The following is a 16327-nucleotide window of genomic DNA, read 5'->3' as shown; positions in this document are numbered from 1 at the left end:
CATGGCGGACTTCGGCTCCACTCGACTCTCGAACGAACTCGACGACCTGGCGAGCGAACACCCGCACCTGCGCGAACACCTGGAGTGGTTCTACGACGAGTACACCGAGTACCCGGCGCTGATCGACGAACCGACCGAGGAGTGGGAGTCTCACCGGCCCAACGTCATCTACGAGGCCGAAGAACCCATCTTCTGCCACGTCTACGGCGACGTCGGCGTCGACACGACGTACTACTGCGTCGAGCCGACCCTCGACGAGTCGGACAAGGAACTGTACAACCGGATCCGACAGCGCATCCTCGACAAGAGCGTCACCCGGCCGGCCCCGACGAACGACGAGGAGTTCGAGGAACACCTGGACGAACTGCTCGACGATGTCGTCGAGATCACGAGCGGTATCGCGGGCCAGTCGATCGGTCGGCTCAAGTCCCTCGGTACGACCAAGATTTCGATCACTCAGGAACGGTTCGACCGACTCCGGTACCAGCTCCAGCGCGACATCGTCGGACTCGGCCCGCTCGAACCCGTGATGGCCGACACGGCCAACGAGGACATCCACGTGATCGGGCCGAAACAGTGCTACCTCGATCACGGCACGTACGGGATGATCGCCGCGACCGTCGACTTCGGCTCGCCGGAGGAGTTCGAACAGTGGCTCAGGAACATGGGCGAACGGATGAGTCACCCGGTCAGCGACTCGGATCCGATCATCGACTCCACGTTGCCGGACGGGTCGCGTATCAACATCATCTACTCGGACGACGTCTCGGTGCAGGGGCCCTCGCTGACCATCCGACAGGGCGAAGAGATCCCACTGTCGGTCTTCCAGATCACCAACTGGGGCACCCTGAGTCCGGAACTGGCCGCGTATCTCTGGCTCTGTCTGGAGAACGAACAGACCGTCTTCGTCGTCGGCGAGACGGCGTCGGGGAAGACGACGACGCTCAACGCCTCCCTGTCGTTCATCCCGCGAGACTCGAAGATCTACACCGCGGAGGACACCGCGGAGGTCGTCCCGCCCCACGACACCTGGCAGCAACTGCTGACCCGGGAGGGATCCGGCGACGAGAGCGCCGACGTGGACATGTTCGACCTGGTTGCCGCCGCGCTACGGTCGCGGCCCGACTACATCGTCGTTGGTGAGGTTCGCGGGGCTGAGGGCCAGATGGCGTTCCAGGCGGCTCAGACCGGTCACCCGGTGATGCTGACCTTCCACGCGAGCGACATCGTCTCGATGATCCAGCGCTTCACCGGGAACCCGATCAACGTCCCGGAGACGTTCATGGACAACTGCGACGTCGCCCTCTTCCAGAACCGCGTCAAGCAGGGCGACGACGTCCTCCGGCGGGTGACGTCGGTCCAGGAGATCGAGGGCTACTCCGACTACGAGGGCGGCGTCGTCACCCGGCAGGCGTTCCGCTGGGACCCGCGCGACGACGAGATCGTCTTTACGGGCCGGAACAACTCGTTCGTCCTGGAAGAACAGATCGCGACGCTGCTCGGCTACGCCGACACACGCGGGATCTACGACGAGCTCGACAAGCGAGCGGAGATCATTCGCCAGCTCATCGACGCGGACGTCCTCGGTTACCACGAGGTCAACCAGGCTATCGCCGACTTCCAGCGCGACGGTATCGAGGGCCTGCCCATTCAGCCGACGGGGATGTACGAGTTCGCTTAACAATGTCGACCGACACCCAGATACAACCGGACCTGAGTGCCCGCTCGCTCGCGTTCTCGATCTGGCGGGCCTACGAGACGATGGGGATGTCGATCGAGCGGTACCTCCTCCTCGTCATCACTCCCGCGGTGGGACTGTTCGTCGGATCGCTCGTCGCCCCGTTCGTCGTCGGCCTCCCGCTGTTCGTCGCCGGGCCCTTGATCGGGTTCGGATTGCTCGCGCTGGTCACCGCTGTCATCTATCCGAAACTGGCACAGGACCGGCGGCGAGCCCAGGTGCGCCAGCGCTTTCACCTGTTCTTGACCCACATCACGGTCCTCTCGATGGCGAACATCAACCGGGTGGAGATCTTCCGCATCCTCGCCGAGGAAGAGGAGTATCAGGCGCTCGCGGAGGAGATGGGCTACCTCGTCGCGCTGGTCGACACCTGGAATCAGAGCTTAGACGACGCCTGCCGGATGCGGGCGAAGCAGGTGTCGAGTCCGCTCCTATCAGACTTCCTCGAACGGCTCGCCTACACCGTCGGCGCGGGCCAGGAGATCAGCGACTTCCTCGTCGAGGAGCAAGACACCATGATCCAGCAGTTTACGACCCGGTACGAGTCCGACCTCGCCAAACTCGACGTGATGAAGGAACTGTACATGTCGATGATGCTCTCGCTGGCGTTCATCCTCGTCTTCGCTATCGTCCTCCCGATCCTGATCGGGATGAACCCGACGCTGCTCATCGGGACGACGATCCTCATGTTCACCATCGTCCAGGCCGCGTTCGTCTACGCGATCCACGTCGTCTCGCCGTACGATCCGCTCTGGTACATCGAGAAGACGGCGGGCGGCGGCCCGACCGAACGCATCCCGCGCGCGCTCGTCCTCGGCTTCGGCGGTTGCCTGCTGCTGGGCGTCGTCGTCCTTGCGGTGTTGCTCGGTGTCACGCCGGTCGCGCCCGACAGGATACCGACGCCGATCATGGCCGCGATTCCCGTGACGCCGCTGTTGCTCCCCGGCTGGCGGATGCGCCAGGAGGAGAAGAAGGTCAAAGAGCGCGACCAGGAGTTTCCCTCGTTCATCCGCGCGCTTGGCGCCGTCGAGAGCGTCAAGCAGACCTCGACGTCGAACGTCCTCTCGACGCTGCGAAAGAAGGACTTCGGCGCGCTGACCGGCAACGTGGACGCGCTCTACAAGCGCCTTCACATGCGAGTCGACGACGTCCGTTCCTGGCGGCTCTTCGCCGCGGAGACGGGGTCGTACCTGATCCAGAAGTTCGGAGACATGTACGTCGTCGGTCGACAGATGGGGGGCAATCCCCGCCTGCTCGGGCAGCTCATCAGCGCCAACCAGCGGGAGGTCCTCAAGGTCAGAGAGAAACGCCAGCAGGCGACGACCACGCTCACCGGCGTCCTGTTCGGTATCACGGCGTCGACGGTCTTCTCGTTCTTCATCGGACTGGAGGTCGTCGCGGTGATGATGGAAATCACCGAGGGGATGGACTTGGACCCGCAACTCGTCGGGAACCTCCTCCAGACGGGTCAGTACAACCTGGTCGTGATCGAGTACCTGCTCATCGTGACGATCCTCATCAACGCGGCGCTCTCGGCGGTTATGATCCGGTTGACCGACCGCGGACACCTCATCTCCGGGCTCGTCACGTTCGTCTTTCTGACCTGGCTTGGAGCAGTCGTCGCCGTCGCAACCGAATACGTCGTCAACGCCGTCATCAGCGTCTGACGTCACGACTAGATACGACGTCAGCGTGCGACGTCGTCACTGCATACGTCGCCACCGGCGTCGTATGCGTGCGAGAACGCCTCCGAACGCCGGAGGGGCCGCCGTCTGGTCTTCTGCCGGTCTTCGTACCGAAACTGGGACCGCCGTCAGGGTCCCTGCCGGGACTCGGACGCCTGCGAGCGGCCACGGATCCCTCCGCTCGAGATACACTCGGGGACGTGTGGGAGCCTGGATCGTCCCGATTCCGGTTCGCGGTTCGACTCAGGGCTCGATACGAGGCGAACCTACTTTGGTCGCGTTCCGCTCTAGACGCGTACCCTGGTCGTCACCATGACGAAATCTACCCCGATCCTCGAAAGCTTAGAACAGTCGGTCGGTCGAACCGACGCCACGATCAAGTGGGCTCGCTTCCTCGGCGAGACGTTCGGCACGACCGGTGCGCTCAACTGCCTGCGGTACTACGAGGATCTGGACTGGATCAGTCCGCTCGTGCGCGAACAGATGACCTCCTACCTTCGCGGCCTGTCGCTTGGCGAGATTCACAACAAACGCTACGACGAGCCGGCGACACTCGAGTACCCGCTCGAATCGCTCTCGGGAACCCTCTTCGGCGCGCACGCGCAATCGCTCGAGTACATCTCGCGGATCAACGGCGACGACCTCGAAGAACACGTCATGGTCGCCCGGATGGCCGAACGACGCGTCGATCGCCGGATCGACGACGAGTCCGACGACGAGGACGGCGGCGGTGGGCAACTCGTCAGCGTCATTCGTGACGACGCCTCCGTCTCCGGCTGAGGCGGGGTGATCGTGCGACGAGACGCTGACGCGACGGTCGTCCTCCGCCCCGACATATACCGCTGGTGGCCCGTTCTCCCACGTTCTCCAGTGCAGCGATCGATCCGGTCGCACAGGACCCCCGATCGGGACTGTATCGGGGTGACCGTCTCCTCCATACGGGGTGTCACGTCCGAACCCGGGATCTGTCGCCGGCGAACGTACCAGCGACCCGGAATCAACCGGGTTTACGACTGCATGTGGAATAATAGCGACTGGTGGGTAAATTGTGGGAGGTAACATCTCTAAAGACCTCTGATCGTGGTATTTTGTGCCATTCCGGTGGATATTCGGATGTGGGAATGGCCATATTTTTTATAACCCATCCGTTCCTCTGGTGGTGTACTTCGGACGCGGAGCCGTCGTCGACCCCCGTCGAACGGGCTCCCCCGACAGGTGATCGGACCATGCGAGATACGACCCCCAACGACACGAAATCGGTGCTAGACAACCTGGCGACGGTGACCGGGAGCGACGAGTCGACTCCCTCGTACGACATCTCGATCGGCACCGTCGAGGACGCTACTGACGACATCGAAGCCGACGTCGACGATCTCATGGACCAGGTCCGCGGCGCACTTCCGACGGACGACGTCCAGTTCGACGAGGCGATCGTCAAGGAGAACTTAGAAGAGGTGCTGCTCATGCTCATCTCCCTGCACGGAGAGACCCACGGTAAGCAGCTCCTCTCGGACCTCTCGCAGTTCTTCGGCACGCAGCTCAGTCCGGGAACCGTCTACCCGAGCCTTCACGGGCTCGAAGACGAAGAGGTGCTCTCGATGCACGCGAAGGTCAGGACCAAGGAGTACGCCATCGACGACGAGTCGGCCGTCCGGGGCCGCGTCGAACGAACGATGGTCCAGCACCTCGCCTTCGGTCTGTTACTCTACGCGTTCCTGCCGCGGCTCTGAAGACCACTCGCTCTCTCCGGTCCGTCGCTCCGACGGCGCGTCGCTCCGATAGCGCTCCGTGGCGCACGCCACATCGTGCGACCGACCGTGTCGCCGGTCGACTCGGTTCGATGTCCTTTTGAGCGGCGGCCGAGTTGTCCCAGGCATGGCAACCTTCAACGTCGTCGTCGGCGACCCGGACTCGGGGCTGGCCTACCAGCTCGAAGCCGACGGACAGGACGCGAATCGGTTCATGGGCAAGTCGATCGGTGAGGAGGTCGACGGCAGTGCACTCGGACTCGACGGCTACACGCTCGAGATCACGGGTGGTTCCGACGAGACCGGCCGGCCGCTGCACGAGGGCGTCGCCGGCTCGGCGCTGACCGAGGTCATGATGCACGAGTCATCGACGGGCTACCACCAGCGACGCGACGGCGAGCGACGGCGCATTACGGTCCGTGGTCGCGAGATCGCAGACGACGTGAGCCAGATCAACGCCACCGTCGTCGAGTCCGGTTCGACCGCGATCGACGAGCTGCTCGGCGAGGGCGACGACGAGGCCGAGGAGTAACCCGGAGGCGTCTTCTCGTGGCAGACCGCATCCCGAGCGATCACCCGTCGGTGGAGACGCTACGAACGACGTGCGTCGCCACCGCGACCGGCCACCGGCTCGAGCTCCCCGCCGAGGAGTCCGCGACCGTCCCTGCGGACGACGTCGTTCGCCTCGTTCTCGACGGTGAGGAGCGTTCGGCCCGCGTCGACCGTGCCATCGACGGCGACACTCGCTCGATCACCGGCGTCTACGAGACGCCCCGGTACGCCCGCAATCCGGGCGAGGGGACGAACCTCCTCGAACGGTGGCTCGACGACAACGGCGTCGACGACGGCTCGTCGGCGCTACTCGACGTCGTCGAACCGAACTTCTACTACGGCCTCCGGACGCCCGGCGAGTCCGCCGTCTACGCCGCCAAAGAACCGCCGTCGGACTCGCTCGCCTCGATCGCCGAGGATCTGGACGAGTGACTCGCCCACGCTCTGGCCGAGCGAATCGCCCGGTTCGTCCACCGCTCGAATCGTCCAACGCCCGGTTCACACAACGCCAGATTCGTCCAACGCCCGGTTCATACAACACCCGATTCGTCCAAGTATCTCGCACGCGTACCGCCAACCGTGTCTCTCGATCCCGGCCGCCTCGAACTCCGCCTTCGCGACACGTTCGGCGGGACGACGGGCGAGTCGCGGGTCGTCGTCCGTCAGGCCGTCGACCTCGCCGATAGCGGCCGGTACGAGGCCGACGTCGGCGTGGCGCTCTCGATCGACGTGATCCTAGACGAACTCGCCGACGCGCCCGACGGCACGCCAGCCGATCGGTGGAACTGGTGGATCGGCGCACTGGAGGTCGCCTACGGCGGGTACGGCCAGTTCGGCGTCAGGCGATTTCGGCCGGACTGAGTCGGGGCGGTGCGGTCTGTGACGGAGTGGCCGACGGCCGCGCGCGGACGGCGATCAGGCCGGCGCTTCGACGTCGGCTGCCAGGGCCTGCAATCGCTCGATTCGGTCGGCCGTGTCCGGGTGCGTGTCGGGAAACAGGTCTGTGCTCAGCAGGCCGTCGTCACCCTCCTCGGTGAACTGCGCGAAGTCGAGCGGCGCGACGTACAGCGCTTCGACGCCGCCGTCTAAGGTGCGCAGATCCCGATCCGGCGCGTCGGCGAGCTCCGAGTCGGTCGTCGCGAGCGCGCTCGCGAGCGCGAGCGGATCCCCCGTCAGGTGTGCCGCGCCGCGATCGGCGGCGTGTTCGCGGTACCGACAGAGTAGCCGGTAGAGGAGGAAACTCGCGATCCAGAAGAGCGCGGCGACGGCGACCGTGACGAGCGTCGTAGTGACGATGACGACGATGACGGCCGCGAGCGCCCGACCCCCGCCGTCGTGGTCGGTGTCCAGAAACCGCAGCGACCGAAAGACCGTCCGGAGGACGGTGTAGGCGCTCGTGGCGACGAGGTACGTGAGCGTCGGGAGGAGGTACGCGACCGTCATCACCGTCGCGTCCCGGTTGACGACGTGGGCGAGTTCGTGAGCGAGGACGGCCTCGCGTTCGGCCGGATCGAGGGACTCGAGCAGACCGGTCGTGACGACGACTGTCGCCGAGTCCGTGGACCGCCCGGTCGTGAACGCGTTCGGCGCGTCCGACTCGACCACGGCGAGGTCCGGCGGCGACAGACCGGCCTGGTGGGCCAGCAGGCGCGTGGATTCGTGGAGGTCCGGATACTCGTCCGCCGGTGCGGGTCGCGCCCCCAGCGACCGCAACGCGAGCCGATCGCCGAACGCGTACTGGCCGAGGAGCCCGCCCACGACCGCGACCACGAGGACCCGCCGGTCGACGACGACGTCCATCCCGGGATCGACGCCGGTGAGCGACGCCGTGACCGCGGGTACGATCGTCGATAGTGCCCACTCCAGGGTCACCACGAACGCGAACGGAAACGCCACCAGAAGGGCGAGCGCGAGGGCCATTCGGACCTGCAGTCCCCGGTCGGTCTCCCACTCGAGTGTGCCACGTCGAATCACTGACACTCCGCGTGGAGACTCGGAGAGACTCACCAAAAACGTTCCTCTCTGGCGGACGTCGGAGCGGCCGGACAGTATCGAAACGCACCGACCGGGAAACCGACGAACCCAAACGGCGCTCGCCCCTAGTCGGCCCAGATGGACGTCGAGTTCCTCGGCGGGGCGCGCGAGATCGGTCGGAGTGCCATCCTCGTCGACGACAGACTCCTGCTCGACTACGGGATGGACTCCGGGGATCCGCCGCGATTTCCGATCCGTGAGCCCGACCCCGACGCCGTCGTGGTGAGCCACGGTCACCTGGACCACGTCGGCTCGCTCCCCTCGCTGCTCTCGGGTGACGCTCGCCCACCGGTCTACTGGACGTCACCGACGCGCGACCTCGCACTCTTACTGGCCAGGGACACCCTCGACCTCCACGGTGGTACGTACGACTGCCCGTTCACCGAGGCCGAGATCGCCCGTCTCACCCAGGTGTCGACCACGCACGGGTACCGCGAACCGTTCTCGGTCCTCGGGGGCGCCGACGACGGGGGCTACGACGTCACGTTCTACGACGCCGGCCACATCCCGGGCAGCGCCCACGTCCTCGTCGACGACGGCGAGACGCGACTGTTCTACTCCGGCGACTTCCACACCGAGGATCAGCAGCTGCTCGCGGGGACGACGGCACGACCCGAGGCCGACGCGGTGATCGTCGAGAGCACGTACGCGGACACCGAGCGCGAGCCGCGGTCGGCGATCGAGTCCGCGTTCGTCGAGAGCCTCCGGACGACGCTCTGGGAGGGCGGGACGGTCGTCGTCCCCGCGTTCGCCATCGGCCGGACCCAGGAGGTGCTTGCCATCTGCGCCGCACACGACGTCGAGTGTTACGCCGACGGCATGGGAACGCGCGTCGCGGAGCTCCTCACCCGGCCGCGAAACCGGGAGTTCCTGCGAGACCCGGACGTGCTCCGCCGGGCGACCGCCAACGCCCGGTTCGTCACCGGCCGTACTGGCCAACGTAAGCGGATCGCCGCCCAGAGTACCGTCATCGTCACCACGAGCGGGATGCTCCACGGGGGTCCCGCGATGACGTACGTCCCCGAGATCCGCACCCACCCGGTCAACAAGATCACCTTCACCGGGTATCAGGTAGACGGAACGCCGGGCCGCGAACTCCTGGAGACGGGAAGCGCGGAGATCGACGGGCAACTGATGCCCATCAGCGCGCGAGCCGAGCACTACGACTTCTCCGCGCACGCCGACCGGAACGGTCTCCGCGACTTCCTCGACGCGTACGCCGACGCCACGATCCTGGTAAACCACGGCGATCGGTGCGAGCGGTTCGCGAGCGACCTCTGCGGCGCCGGGTACGACGCCGCCGCGCCGGAACTCGGTGACCGCTGTGCGCTGTGAGCGACCGACTGGGCCGGACGTGGACCGGTAACGCCCGTGTGACCTGGTTACACCGCCGGCCGCGAAAGTAAACACGGCTGGAGCCGTCTAGTCCAGTCCGACCGCACGCATCGTCGCAACTCGTGTCGGGGTCGCCGCACGTGCGGGTACTGCAGAGGTGACCGAACGTGCCGGTACTACCGAGGTGACCGAACGTGCCGGCACTACTGAGGTGACCGAACGTGCCGGTACTACCGAGGTGACCGAACGTGCCGGCATTACTGAGGTGACCGAACGTGCCGGTACTGCCGAAGAAACCGAACGAACCAACACGACGATATCGGCGACGATTCCGCGCAGATACCACTCACAGATGACACGAACACCACTCGTCCCGGCGGACGCTCGCATCGGTCGCGCGGCCCTTCGCGTCGGCGATCTCGACGAACTCGTCGACTTCTACCGAGCGATCGTCGGCCTCACCGTCCAGTCACGAACCGATACCACAGCCACGCTCGGCGTCGACGGAACGGCGCTCCTCGTCCTCCGGTTGGACGAGGATGTCCCGCCACGGGGGCCGACCCGGGCTGGTCTCTTCCACACCGCGTTCCGGGTCCCGTCCCGGGCGGCGCTGGGGGCGGCCCTCGAACGCATCGAAAGGGACGGGAACGGCGCGGGAGCGTGGGAGCTGTCGGGCGCCTCCGATCACGACGTGAGCGAGGCGCTGTACCTCTCCGATCCCGAGGGCAACGGCGTCGAGATATACGCCGACAGGCCGCGTGACGCCTGGCCGCGGGCCGACGACGGTTCGATCACGATGCGCACGCTCCCGCTCGACCTGGATGCCCTCCGCGCGGACTCAGACGGGACCGGCGCCGCTCCGTCGGGGACGACGATCGGTCACGTCCACCTGGAGACGACCGACCTCGACGCCGCCCGCTCCTTCTACGCCGACACGCTCGGCCTGCGGGTTCAACTGGCGACTCGCGGCGCCGTCTTCTGCTCGATGGGCGACTATCACCACCACGTCGGACTGAACGCGTGGAACGGCCGATCCGACCCCGCCGGTGGCCGTGGTCTCGACTGGTTCGAGTTCACCGTTTCCGACCGCGCGACCGTCTCTGACGCACGGGATGGGCTGTCAGATGCCGGCGTGTCCGTCACCGAGACCGACGACGGGATCGCGTTCGCCGACCCCGACGGGATCGGCCTTCGGCTTCGAACGGCCTGAGCGGGTGGGCGATCACCCGGCTCACGGATCCGTCGCGTCGGTGTCGACCGCCGGTTCGACTTCGAGCGAGTCACGATCGGAACTCCGTGCGCTGGAATCGTCGGATTTGGAGGGGCGGTCCCCCGATTCGTCTCCCGTCTCGGTACCCGTCCCCGAGTACACGGGCATTCCGTCCACTGTGAACGCGTTCGCGTTCAAACCGGGCGCATCGGCGGACGCCTCTTCGGCATCGGTGGCAGATCCCGTCCGGTCGATAGCGATGGTGTGCGTCGGCTCGGCGTCGGACCGTGTCGACGCGTCGTCCGCCACGCCCTCGCCGGGCGGGAAGGCGATACCTGCGTCAGTCGACGCGCGCTCGCCGGCTCCGGCCCGGGTGCCGTCACCGATTCGTTCTTTGCGGTTCCACGGCGCTGACGGGGGTTCGAACCGGTAACAGACCTCGTCGCAGATAACGATGTACTGTTCTTCGATCGGGTCGTAGTGCAGGGCAGCCCGAAGATCGATCGCGAGGTGTGCCAGTTCCGCCAGGGAATCGACCGGCGCCTGTGGGCGATCCGAGACGGCGGGTGGGAGGCTGGCCGTCGTCACGAGGTCGCCGTGGGTCTCGACGTCGTCCCGATACGCGAGCCACTCGCGTTCGACTGCCGTCGGTCGACGAAGCCGCCGCGACGCGACGGCGACGCCCCCGAGTCCTGCGAGCCCGCCGACCAGGAGGAGCGGGCCGCCGACGGACCGAAGCGATCCCGAGTGCGCGGTCACGGCGACGGTCTCCGTGTCCCGATAGGCCTCCTCGAACCGCTCGTCTTCGACCGCGTACGAGCCGCCGTCGATCGCGATGGGGATGCGGTGGCGCTCGACGACCGACCGCTGCGATCCCGACACCGTGCCGTCGACGGAGGCGGTGACCTGGAGGAACACCTCGGTCTCGCCGGGTCTCGCTCCGAGCTCCGATTCGATCGTCTCGATTCGGTCGATCGTCTCGGCGACGGATACCTCGACGTGGACGGTGACTGCCTCGCCCGGGCCCACGCCGGTCCGATTGACCGTCGCGACCGGATCCGTCGACGTCCAGAAGACCGTCTCCCCGTCCACCGAGCGGACGACTCGCGTTACCGCCAGGTCGACGTCGGCCGTTCCGCTCGAGGCCTCGTAGGACAGGCCATACTCGCCGTCGAGGGTGGGCGTGACGGCGGTGAAGTATCGCGGTCTATCCTCGAGACGTGTTCCCTGCCGATAGAGCGTCGTCGATTCGGTGACCTCACCGCCGTGGTCGAACGCTCCGGTGAGCGACCAGGTGTCGACGGCTCGCTGCTCCGTCGTCTCGGACTGGGCGGCGTACGCGCCGTAACTCAGCCAGCCACCGATCAGGACGACCAGGAGAAGTCCTACCACCAGATGGAGTCGGTACTCGTCGAGGAATGCGCGCACACGGAGCCGTCTCGACGCCGTCGATTCGTCCGGCTGGGGTGTCATGTCGAAGGTCATTCGGTCACCGTCGGTCCACTCCTCGTCGCGATCGCTCGGTTCTGGTCGAGCGCCGTCGTCTCGGTCGAGTGTCCGTCCGACCGAGTGCCACCCTGCCGAGACCGTACGTGGCGCCCCCGAGAAGGCCGAGGATGACCAGGTGTGGGAGGTTTGGATGGACGTCGTAGAGAGCGTCGATCGCCGACGGAGGAACGACCTGGAGGTATCGGTACTCGGTCACCGAGGTCGGATAGAACCCCGTCTCGTCGGGTGCGGTGATCGCGATCGGTATCTCGGACTCCGATCGCGGTCCGACTGTCGTCCGTTCGGCCGGTGTCCGGACGTACTCGCCGCTGTCGACGTACGAGACGATCGGGACGAAACCCCCATTCGCTACCGCGTAGCCCGTCTCCTGTGTCGTCCCCTGTCTGATCACCGTCTCGTCCTCGGAGTCGAACTCGGCACTCACGATGTCGTAGTGTGTGGCTCCGGCCGGGACGAACATGGCCGCGGCGGCGGCGACGAGGACGAGCAGCGTGAATCCCACACAGATGTAGCGTGGATCGAGTCGCTCGCGTTCGCCCCCGTCGAACCGAGACGTCTCCCTCGGTTCCCCTCGTTCGCGAACCAGTTCGATACCGTACCACAGCGTCGAGAGGACGAAAACCACCACTGCCGCTCCCGTCGATCCGATGGCGGAGCGAGCACCGACCGCACCCGAAACGGTCTCGCCCGCGACGTCGAACAGTCGGGTGAGGGACGTACTGGCCGTGCCGAGGGACGGAATCGACACGATTTCACCGTCGACCTGCCAGACCGTCGCGACGATCTGGGAGTCCTGTACCGGCGGCTCACCGCCGTCCTGATCGGTAAACGGATTCGCGTCCCCGTGGGTCACGTATCCGGCGTCGGTTTCGTCGACGATTCGATGCGTCGTCAGGCCGCCACCCTGGATCGTGCGAGCGTCGAAGACGACGACGTCGCCCGGTTCCGGGTCGTCGGCGACGACGGCCGGGATCGCGACGAATCCGTCGCCCGGTTCGAGACTCGGCTGCATGCTCCCGGTCTCGACGAACCCGAGGAGAATCGGCTGGCCGAGTAGCTGTCCGAGTAGCAGGGTACAGACGACGATGCCGACGACGAGCAGGAGGACTCGCTGCAATCTCGCACCGACCATCGAGGGTCAAAACAGTATTTAACACAAATGGCTATAAGCCTTACTACTAATACCATGTATCGAGAAATTTCGACGACTGATCGGCCGAGAACCCGATCCGTCTGATCGGATGTCTACGAGTCGCGGAACGGGGGAAGTTCCCACTCCCGGCTCGATTACGCCTCGTAGAGGCGTTCCAGTTCGGCGTTGATGGTCTCCCTGTCGATGTCGTGCTCGGACAGATCGATCTCGACGCCGGCCAGTTCCTCGTAGTCTTCGAGCGTTGGTGCTGGTTTCATCGGTCAGGCCTCCGCGGTTATCTCGAGTTCGTCGTCGATCTCGACGTCGTCGATCGCGCCGTCCGGGAAGGCGATAGCGGCGAGCGTGAAGTGAACCGCATCGCCGGGTCCGATGTCGGGGATCGTTATCGACTGGTCGACCGGGTCGAACTGCCAGTCACCCCAGCTCAGCTGCGGCACGAGCAGGACGCCGAGGACCGCTGGCGGGAAGCCGCCGAAGTCGACGTCGAGAAACGCGACCGGTGTCACGCCCAGATCGACCGTCTGCGTCCCCTGATTCTCGAGGGTAAACAGGTTCGCGATCCCGGTGATAGCGTTCGTGTTGATGCCCTCGCCGGCGACGTTTCCGTTGCCGTCGGTCAGGTCGATCGCGAGCTCGCCGTCCGTCAGGGTGGCGTAGTTCCCGTTCGGTCCGTTGTACGGTCTGATGCTGAGGTAGCCGTCGGGATCGTCGGCGACGGCGACCGTGACGTCTCGTTCCGCCTGGACGCTGTCGAATGCTCCGGTTCCGAGCACGAGACCCCCGCCGGCAGCGACGGCACCCGCGCTCAGGACGAAGGTTCGTCGATCCATCGTCTCAGGCCACCGCGTGGAAGACGACCGAGTCGATCAGCATCTCGTCGTGGCCGATCGAACCGTCCGTCGTATCCACGGTGAGGCTGATCATGGCACTCTCACCCGGATCGAGTTCGATACCGTCCGAGAGCGACGTGCCGTTTCCGTCCTCGAACGTGACGGCGTCCGGGTGCGGTCCCATCTTCGACGCCTCGACGGTGACCGTCTGGGTCCCCTGGTTCGCGATCTCGAAGAGGTCGCCGAACTCGGTCACGGCGTTCGGGTTCACACCCGTGCCGCCTGCAGGCGTCGGGTTGTCCCCGCTGAGGTCGATCTCGAGCGTCCCGCCCACACCGTCGTCGACGACGTAGTGCGAGTTGGCCCCTTTCAGTCGCAGGTACGCAGAAGCGTCGTCGGCGACCTCGACGTCGATGTCGCGGGCGGCAGTCACGGAGGTAAACGCCCCAGTTCCGATGGTCGCTGCCGCGCCCGATGCCAGTGCTCCCATTCCGATGACGAATTTTCGTCGTTGCATGGTGATCTCGCCCCTCGAAGGGCGAATCGACAGATACTGGCAGGTGATATTGTAATACGATCGTGGAAGTAATTCCCGTTCGGGTTGACCGGTAGTCAACGGCGGACTGTACGCAGCCGGTCGCCCGATACGATCGATTGACCGACAGTCAACGACTCGTGATAGTCGGATCCGGTCCACACCGTGCACGCTCTCGACGTCACTCGAACAGCGGAATTTCGAGGAATACTGGCGGTAAGTGAGAAATTTATCGAATATCAATAGACAGTATACAGCTATCAGTTGTAATTTATACAATGAGATAATCACGTACGTTTATGGTATGCATCGTACTCTTTTTCTTCGAATGGGAAGCGCAATTCGTGACACACACGCCAGGGCAGGGGCACAACCGTCGCCAGACGATCACCTGACCGAGGGTGAACTGTTCGAACTGCTGGCAAACAAGCGACGGCGTCACATCCTCCACGCGCTCGTCCGCGAGGACGAACCACTCGAGATCGGCACGCTTTCACAGGAGATCGCGGCGTGGGAGGACGGCCTCGACTACGAGGAGGTGTCGAGTTCCGATAGAAAACGTGTTTACACGGCGCTACAGCAATCACATTTGCCGAAACTCGATAAATCGGGCGTCGTCTCGTTCGATCGTGAGCGGGGGACGGTCACGCCGACGCCCGCGCTCGAAGACGTCGAGATTTACATGGATGTCGTCCACGGACGGGACCACCCCTGGAGCGATTACTACCTCGGCCTGGCCGTGTTCTCCGGACTCGTCATCACCGCCTCGGCCCTCTCGGTGTTCCCGTTTTCGGTGCTTCCACCGTACGGGGGCTCCGTCTTCGCCGTCGTGTCGTTCGGCGTGTTCGCGCTCGCACACCGGTTCTACTCGCGACGGTCCCGGCTCGGGATCGACGAGGACCCGATCGACATCGGATACGAGGGTGATCGACCGTGAATTACACGAGACGTGCCGCGACGATGGGGCTGGTCGGGTCGGGAACGCTCTTGCTCACCCGATCGCTCGGCTCGCCAACCTCGGAAATCGAGCGCGAAAGTCCGATCGCCGTCGCTGACGACGCCGACGCGTACCTCGGTCTCATCGAAGACGGAGACGGCATCGTGACGGCCGGACAGCTCTTCGAGACCGACCGGGCGCGGCCGGCGCCGGCGACGTTTGCTGTCGCCAACCAGCTGTCGACGGCCGTCACCGTCACTCTCGATTCGGCGAGCCACCGACTGGGATTTCGACGCGCCGCGCCGGAGGGCTGTCTCTGTGAGAGCACCCGATCGCTCGAACTTACCGCTATCGAGCCAGGGACCGCGCACACGGTCGCCGTGTCGCCTGGCGATGACGAGACGACCGTCACCGACGCGATTCGGATCCGGGCCCGGACGGTCACCGGTACGACGACTGCGGAGGCACGGCGGTCGATCACCGTCGACGCGGCACCGTTTGCGAGGGTCACGGACCGGGCCTACCTCCTCTCACTCTATCGGTGCGATCGATCGGATACCGTCTCGCTCGTCGTCTCCGATCGCACGAGGGGAGTGCGGCGCGACTGTACGGCCTTTCCCTCGCGCCGTCCCGGGCGGCTGGTACTCGTCGTCGAACCGACGCCGTCGATCGCACGCCCGACCGTCTCCGTGGCCGGGCCATCCGACGATGGCGTCGACGAGTCGTTGTCCTGGGCGGTCGACGAGCCTCTCTCGGCGCTCGCTGATCGCCCACCGGCTTCCCTCTCAGTCGAAACGACTCCCGACGTCACTGCCGTCACTCGCACCCTCGAGGACGGACCGAGCACAGGCTCCTCGGCTCACTCGTCCTACGCGATCGCCCTCGGCGAAGAAGACATCGCCGACACGGTTTCGGTCGTCACCGTGTCGCTCCCGAGCCGAGACTCCTGAGGAACGCGATGTCACGCAGATATCGAGGATCTCGATCCACGCCTACGATACAGTCGGCCGAACACAGTGGACCGTGCGGATGCTGCGGCCCGTGGCCGAATCCGAAAACGA

At 65.4% G+C, this 16327-nt stretch carries 17 protein-coding genes; 11 read left to right on the top strand and 6 right to left on the bottom strand.

The features are described from left to right. Position 1: 1 nt before the first annotated feature. From NO366_RS00955 to NO366_RS00925, 7 genes are all read left to right on the top strand, one after another. Positions 2–1681: a type II/IV secretion system ATPase subunit gene (locus NO366_RS00955; protein WP_256532450.1), complete on the top strand. Its 1680-nt coding sequence runs from the start codon at positions 2–4 to the stop codon at positions 1679–1681. Between the two features lie 2 nt (positions 1682–1683). Continuing rightward, positions 1684–3405, top strand: coding sequence for an archaellar assembly protein FlaJ (gene flaJ / locus NO366_RS00950; protein ID WP_256532449.1), 1722 nt, complete (start codon positions 1684–1686; stop codon positions 3403–3405). 330 nt (positions 3406–3735) lie between these two features. Then, positions 3736–4203, top strand: a complete 468-nt coding sequence (locus NO366_RS00945; protein WP_256532448.1) for a FlaD/FlaE family flagellar protein — start codon at positions 3736–3738, stop codon at positions 4201–4203. 446 nt (positions 4204–4649) lie between these two features. Further along, on the top strand, positions 4650–5153 hold the full coding sequence (locus NO366_RS00940) for a PadR family transcriptional regulator (RefSeq protein ID WP_256532447.1): 504 nt from the start codon (positions 4650–4652) through the stop codon (positions 5151–5153). A gap of 145 nt (positions 5154–5298) precedes the next feature. Beyond that, positions 5299–5703, top strand: a complete 405-nt coding sequence (locus NO366_RS00935; RefSeq protein WP_256532446.1) for a 30S ribosomal protein S6e — start codon at positions 5299–5301, stop codon at positions 5701–5703. Between the two features lie 17 nt (positions 5704–5720). After that, positions 5721–6155: a DUF7112 family protein gene (locus NO366_RS00930; protein WP_256532445.1), complete on the top strand. Its 435-nt coding sequence runs from the start codon at positions 5721–5723 to the stop codon at positions 6153–6155. A gap of 147 nt (positions 6156–6302) precedes the next feature. Next, positions 6303–6584 carry a WNWW family protein gene (locus NO366_RS00925; protein WP_256532444.1) on the top strand — a complete coding sequence of 94 codons (282 nt, stop codon included), beginning with the start codon at positions 6303–6305 and terminating at the stop codon, positions 6582–6584. A gap of 54 nt (positions 6585–6638) precedes the next feature. On the opposite strand, the gene NO366_RS00920 is transcribed toward NO366_RS00925, so the two are convergent. Continuing rightward, positions 6639–7703, bottom strand: coding sequence for a M48 family metalloprotease (locus tag NO366_RS00920; protein WP_256532443.1), 1065 nt, complete (start codon positions 7701–7703; stop codon positions 6639–6641). Between the two features lie 132 nt (positions 7704–7835). Here NO366_RS00920 and NO366_RS00915 point away from each other — a divergent pair, with 132 nt between their 5' ends. Then, positions 7836–9092: an MBL fold metallo-hydrolase gene (locus NO366_RS00915; protein WP_256532442.1), complete on the top strand. Its 1257-nt coding sequence runs from the start codon at positions 7836–7838 to the stop codon at positions 9090–9092. Between the two features lie 352 nt (positions 9093–9444). Continuing rightward, positions 9445–10302, top strand: a complete 858-nt coding sequence (locus NO366_RS00910; protein ID WP_256532441.1) for a VOC family protein — start codon at positions 9445–9447, stop codon at positions 10300–10302. Positions 10303–10323: 21 nt separating this feature from the next. On the opposite strand, the gene NO366_RS00905 is transcribed toward NO366_RS00910, so the two are convergent. The 5 genes from NO366_RS00905 to NO366_RS00885 form a co-directional block, all read right to left on the bottom strand. Then, complete coding sequence (locus NO366_RS00905) at positions 10324–11787, bottom strand: DUF5305 domain-containing protein (RefSeq protein WP_256532440.1); 1464 nt, start codon at positions 11785–11787, stop codon at positions 10324–10326. Positions 11788–11791: 4 nt separating this feature from the next. Continuing rightward, positions 11792–12943: a S24/S26 family peptidase gene (locus tag NO366_RS00900; RefSeq protein ID WP_256532439.1), complete on the bottom strand. Its 1152-nt coding sequence runs from the start codon at positions 12941–12943 to the stop codon at positions 11792–11794. 155 nt (positions 12944–13098) lie between these two features. Then, positions 13099–13221 (bottom strand): hypothetical protein, encoded by a 123-nt coding sequence (locus NO366_RS00895; protein WP_256532438.1) that lies wholly within the window; start codon positions 13219–13221, stop codon positions 13099–13101. Between the two features lie 3 nt (positions 13222–13224). Then, positions 13225–13794: a hypothetical protein gene (locus tag NO366_RS00890; RefSeq protein ID WP_256532437.1), complete on the bottom strand. Its 570-nt coding sequence runs from the start codon at positions 13792–13794 to the stop codon at positions 13225–13227. A 4-nt stretch (positions 13795–13798) separates the two neighbouring features. Continuing rightward, complete coding sequence (locus tag NO366_RS00885; protein WP_256532436.1) at positions 13799–14311, bottom strand: DUF1102 domain-containing protein; 513 nt, start codon at positions 14309–14311, stop codon at positions 13799–13801. Positions 14312–14657: 346 nt separating this feature from the next. Here NO366_RS00885 and NO366_RS00880 point away from each other — a divergent pair, with 346 nt between their 5' ends. Both NO366_RS00880 and NO366_RS00875 read left to right on the top strand, forming a co-directional pair. Continuing rightward, entirely contained in the window at positions 14658–15266 is a 609-nt protein-coding gene (locus NO366_RS00880; RefSeq protein ID WP_256532435.1) for a DUF7344 domain-containing protein, read from the top strand. Then, positions 15263–16216: a hypothetical protein gene (locus NO366_RS00875; RefSeq protein WP_256532434.1), complete on the top strand. Its 954-nt coding sequence runs from the start codon at positions 15263–15265 to the stop codon at positions 16214–16216. The genes NO366_RS00880 and NO366_RS00875 overlap by 4 nt, the downstream gene beginning before the upstream one ends. Positions 16217–16327: the final 111 nt, after the last annotated feature.

Origin of the sequence: Halovivax cerinus (genome assembly GCF_024498195.1) — an archaeon.
Taxonomy (GTDB): Archaea; Halobacteriota; Halobacteria; order Halobacteriales; family Natrialbaceae; genus Halovivax; species Halovivax cerinus.
This window is presented reverse-complemented; position numbering and strand designations above follow the sequence as displayed.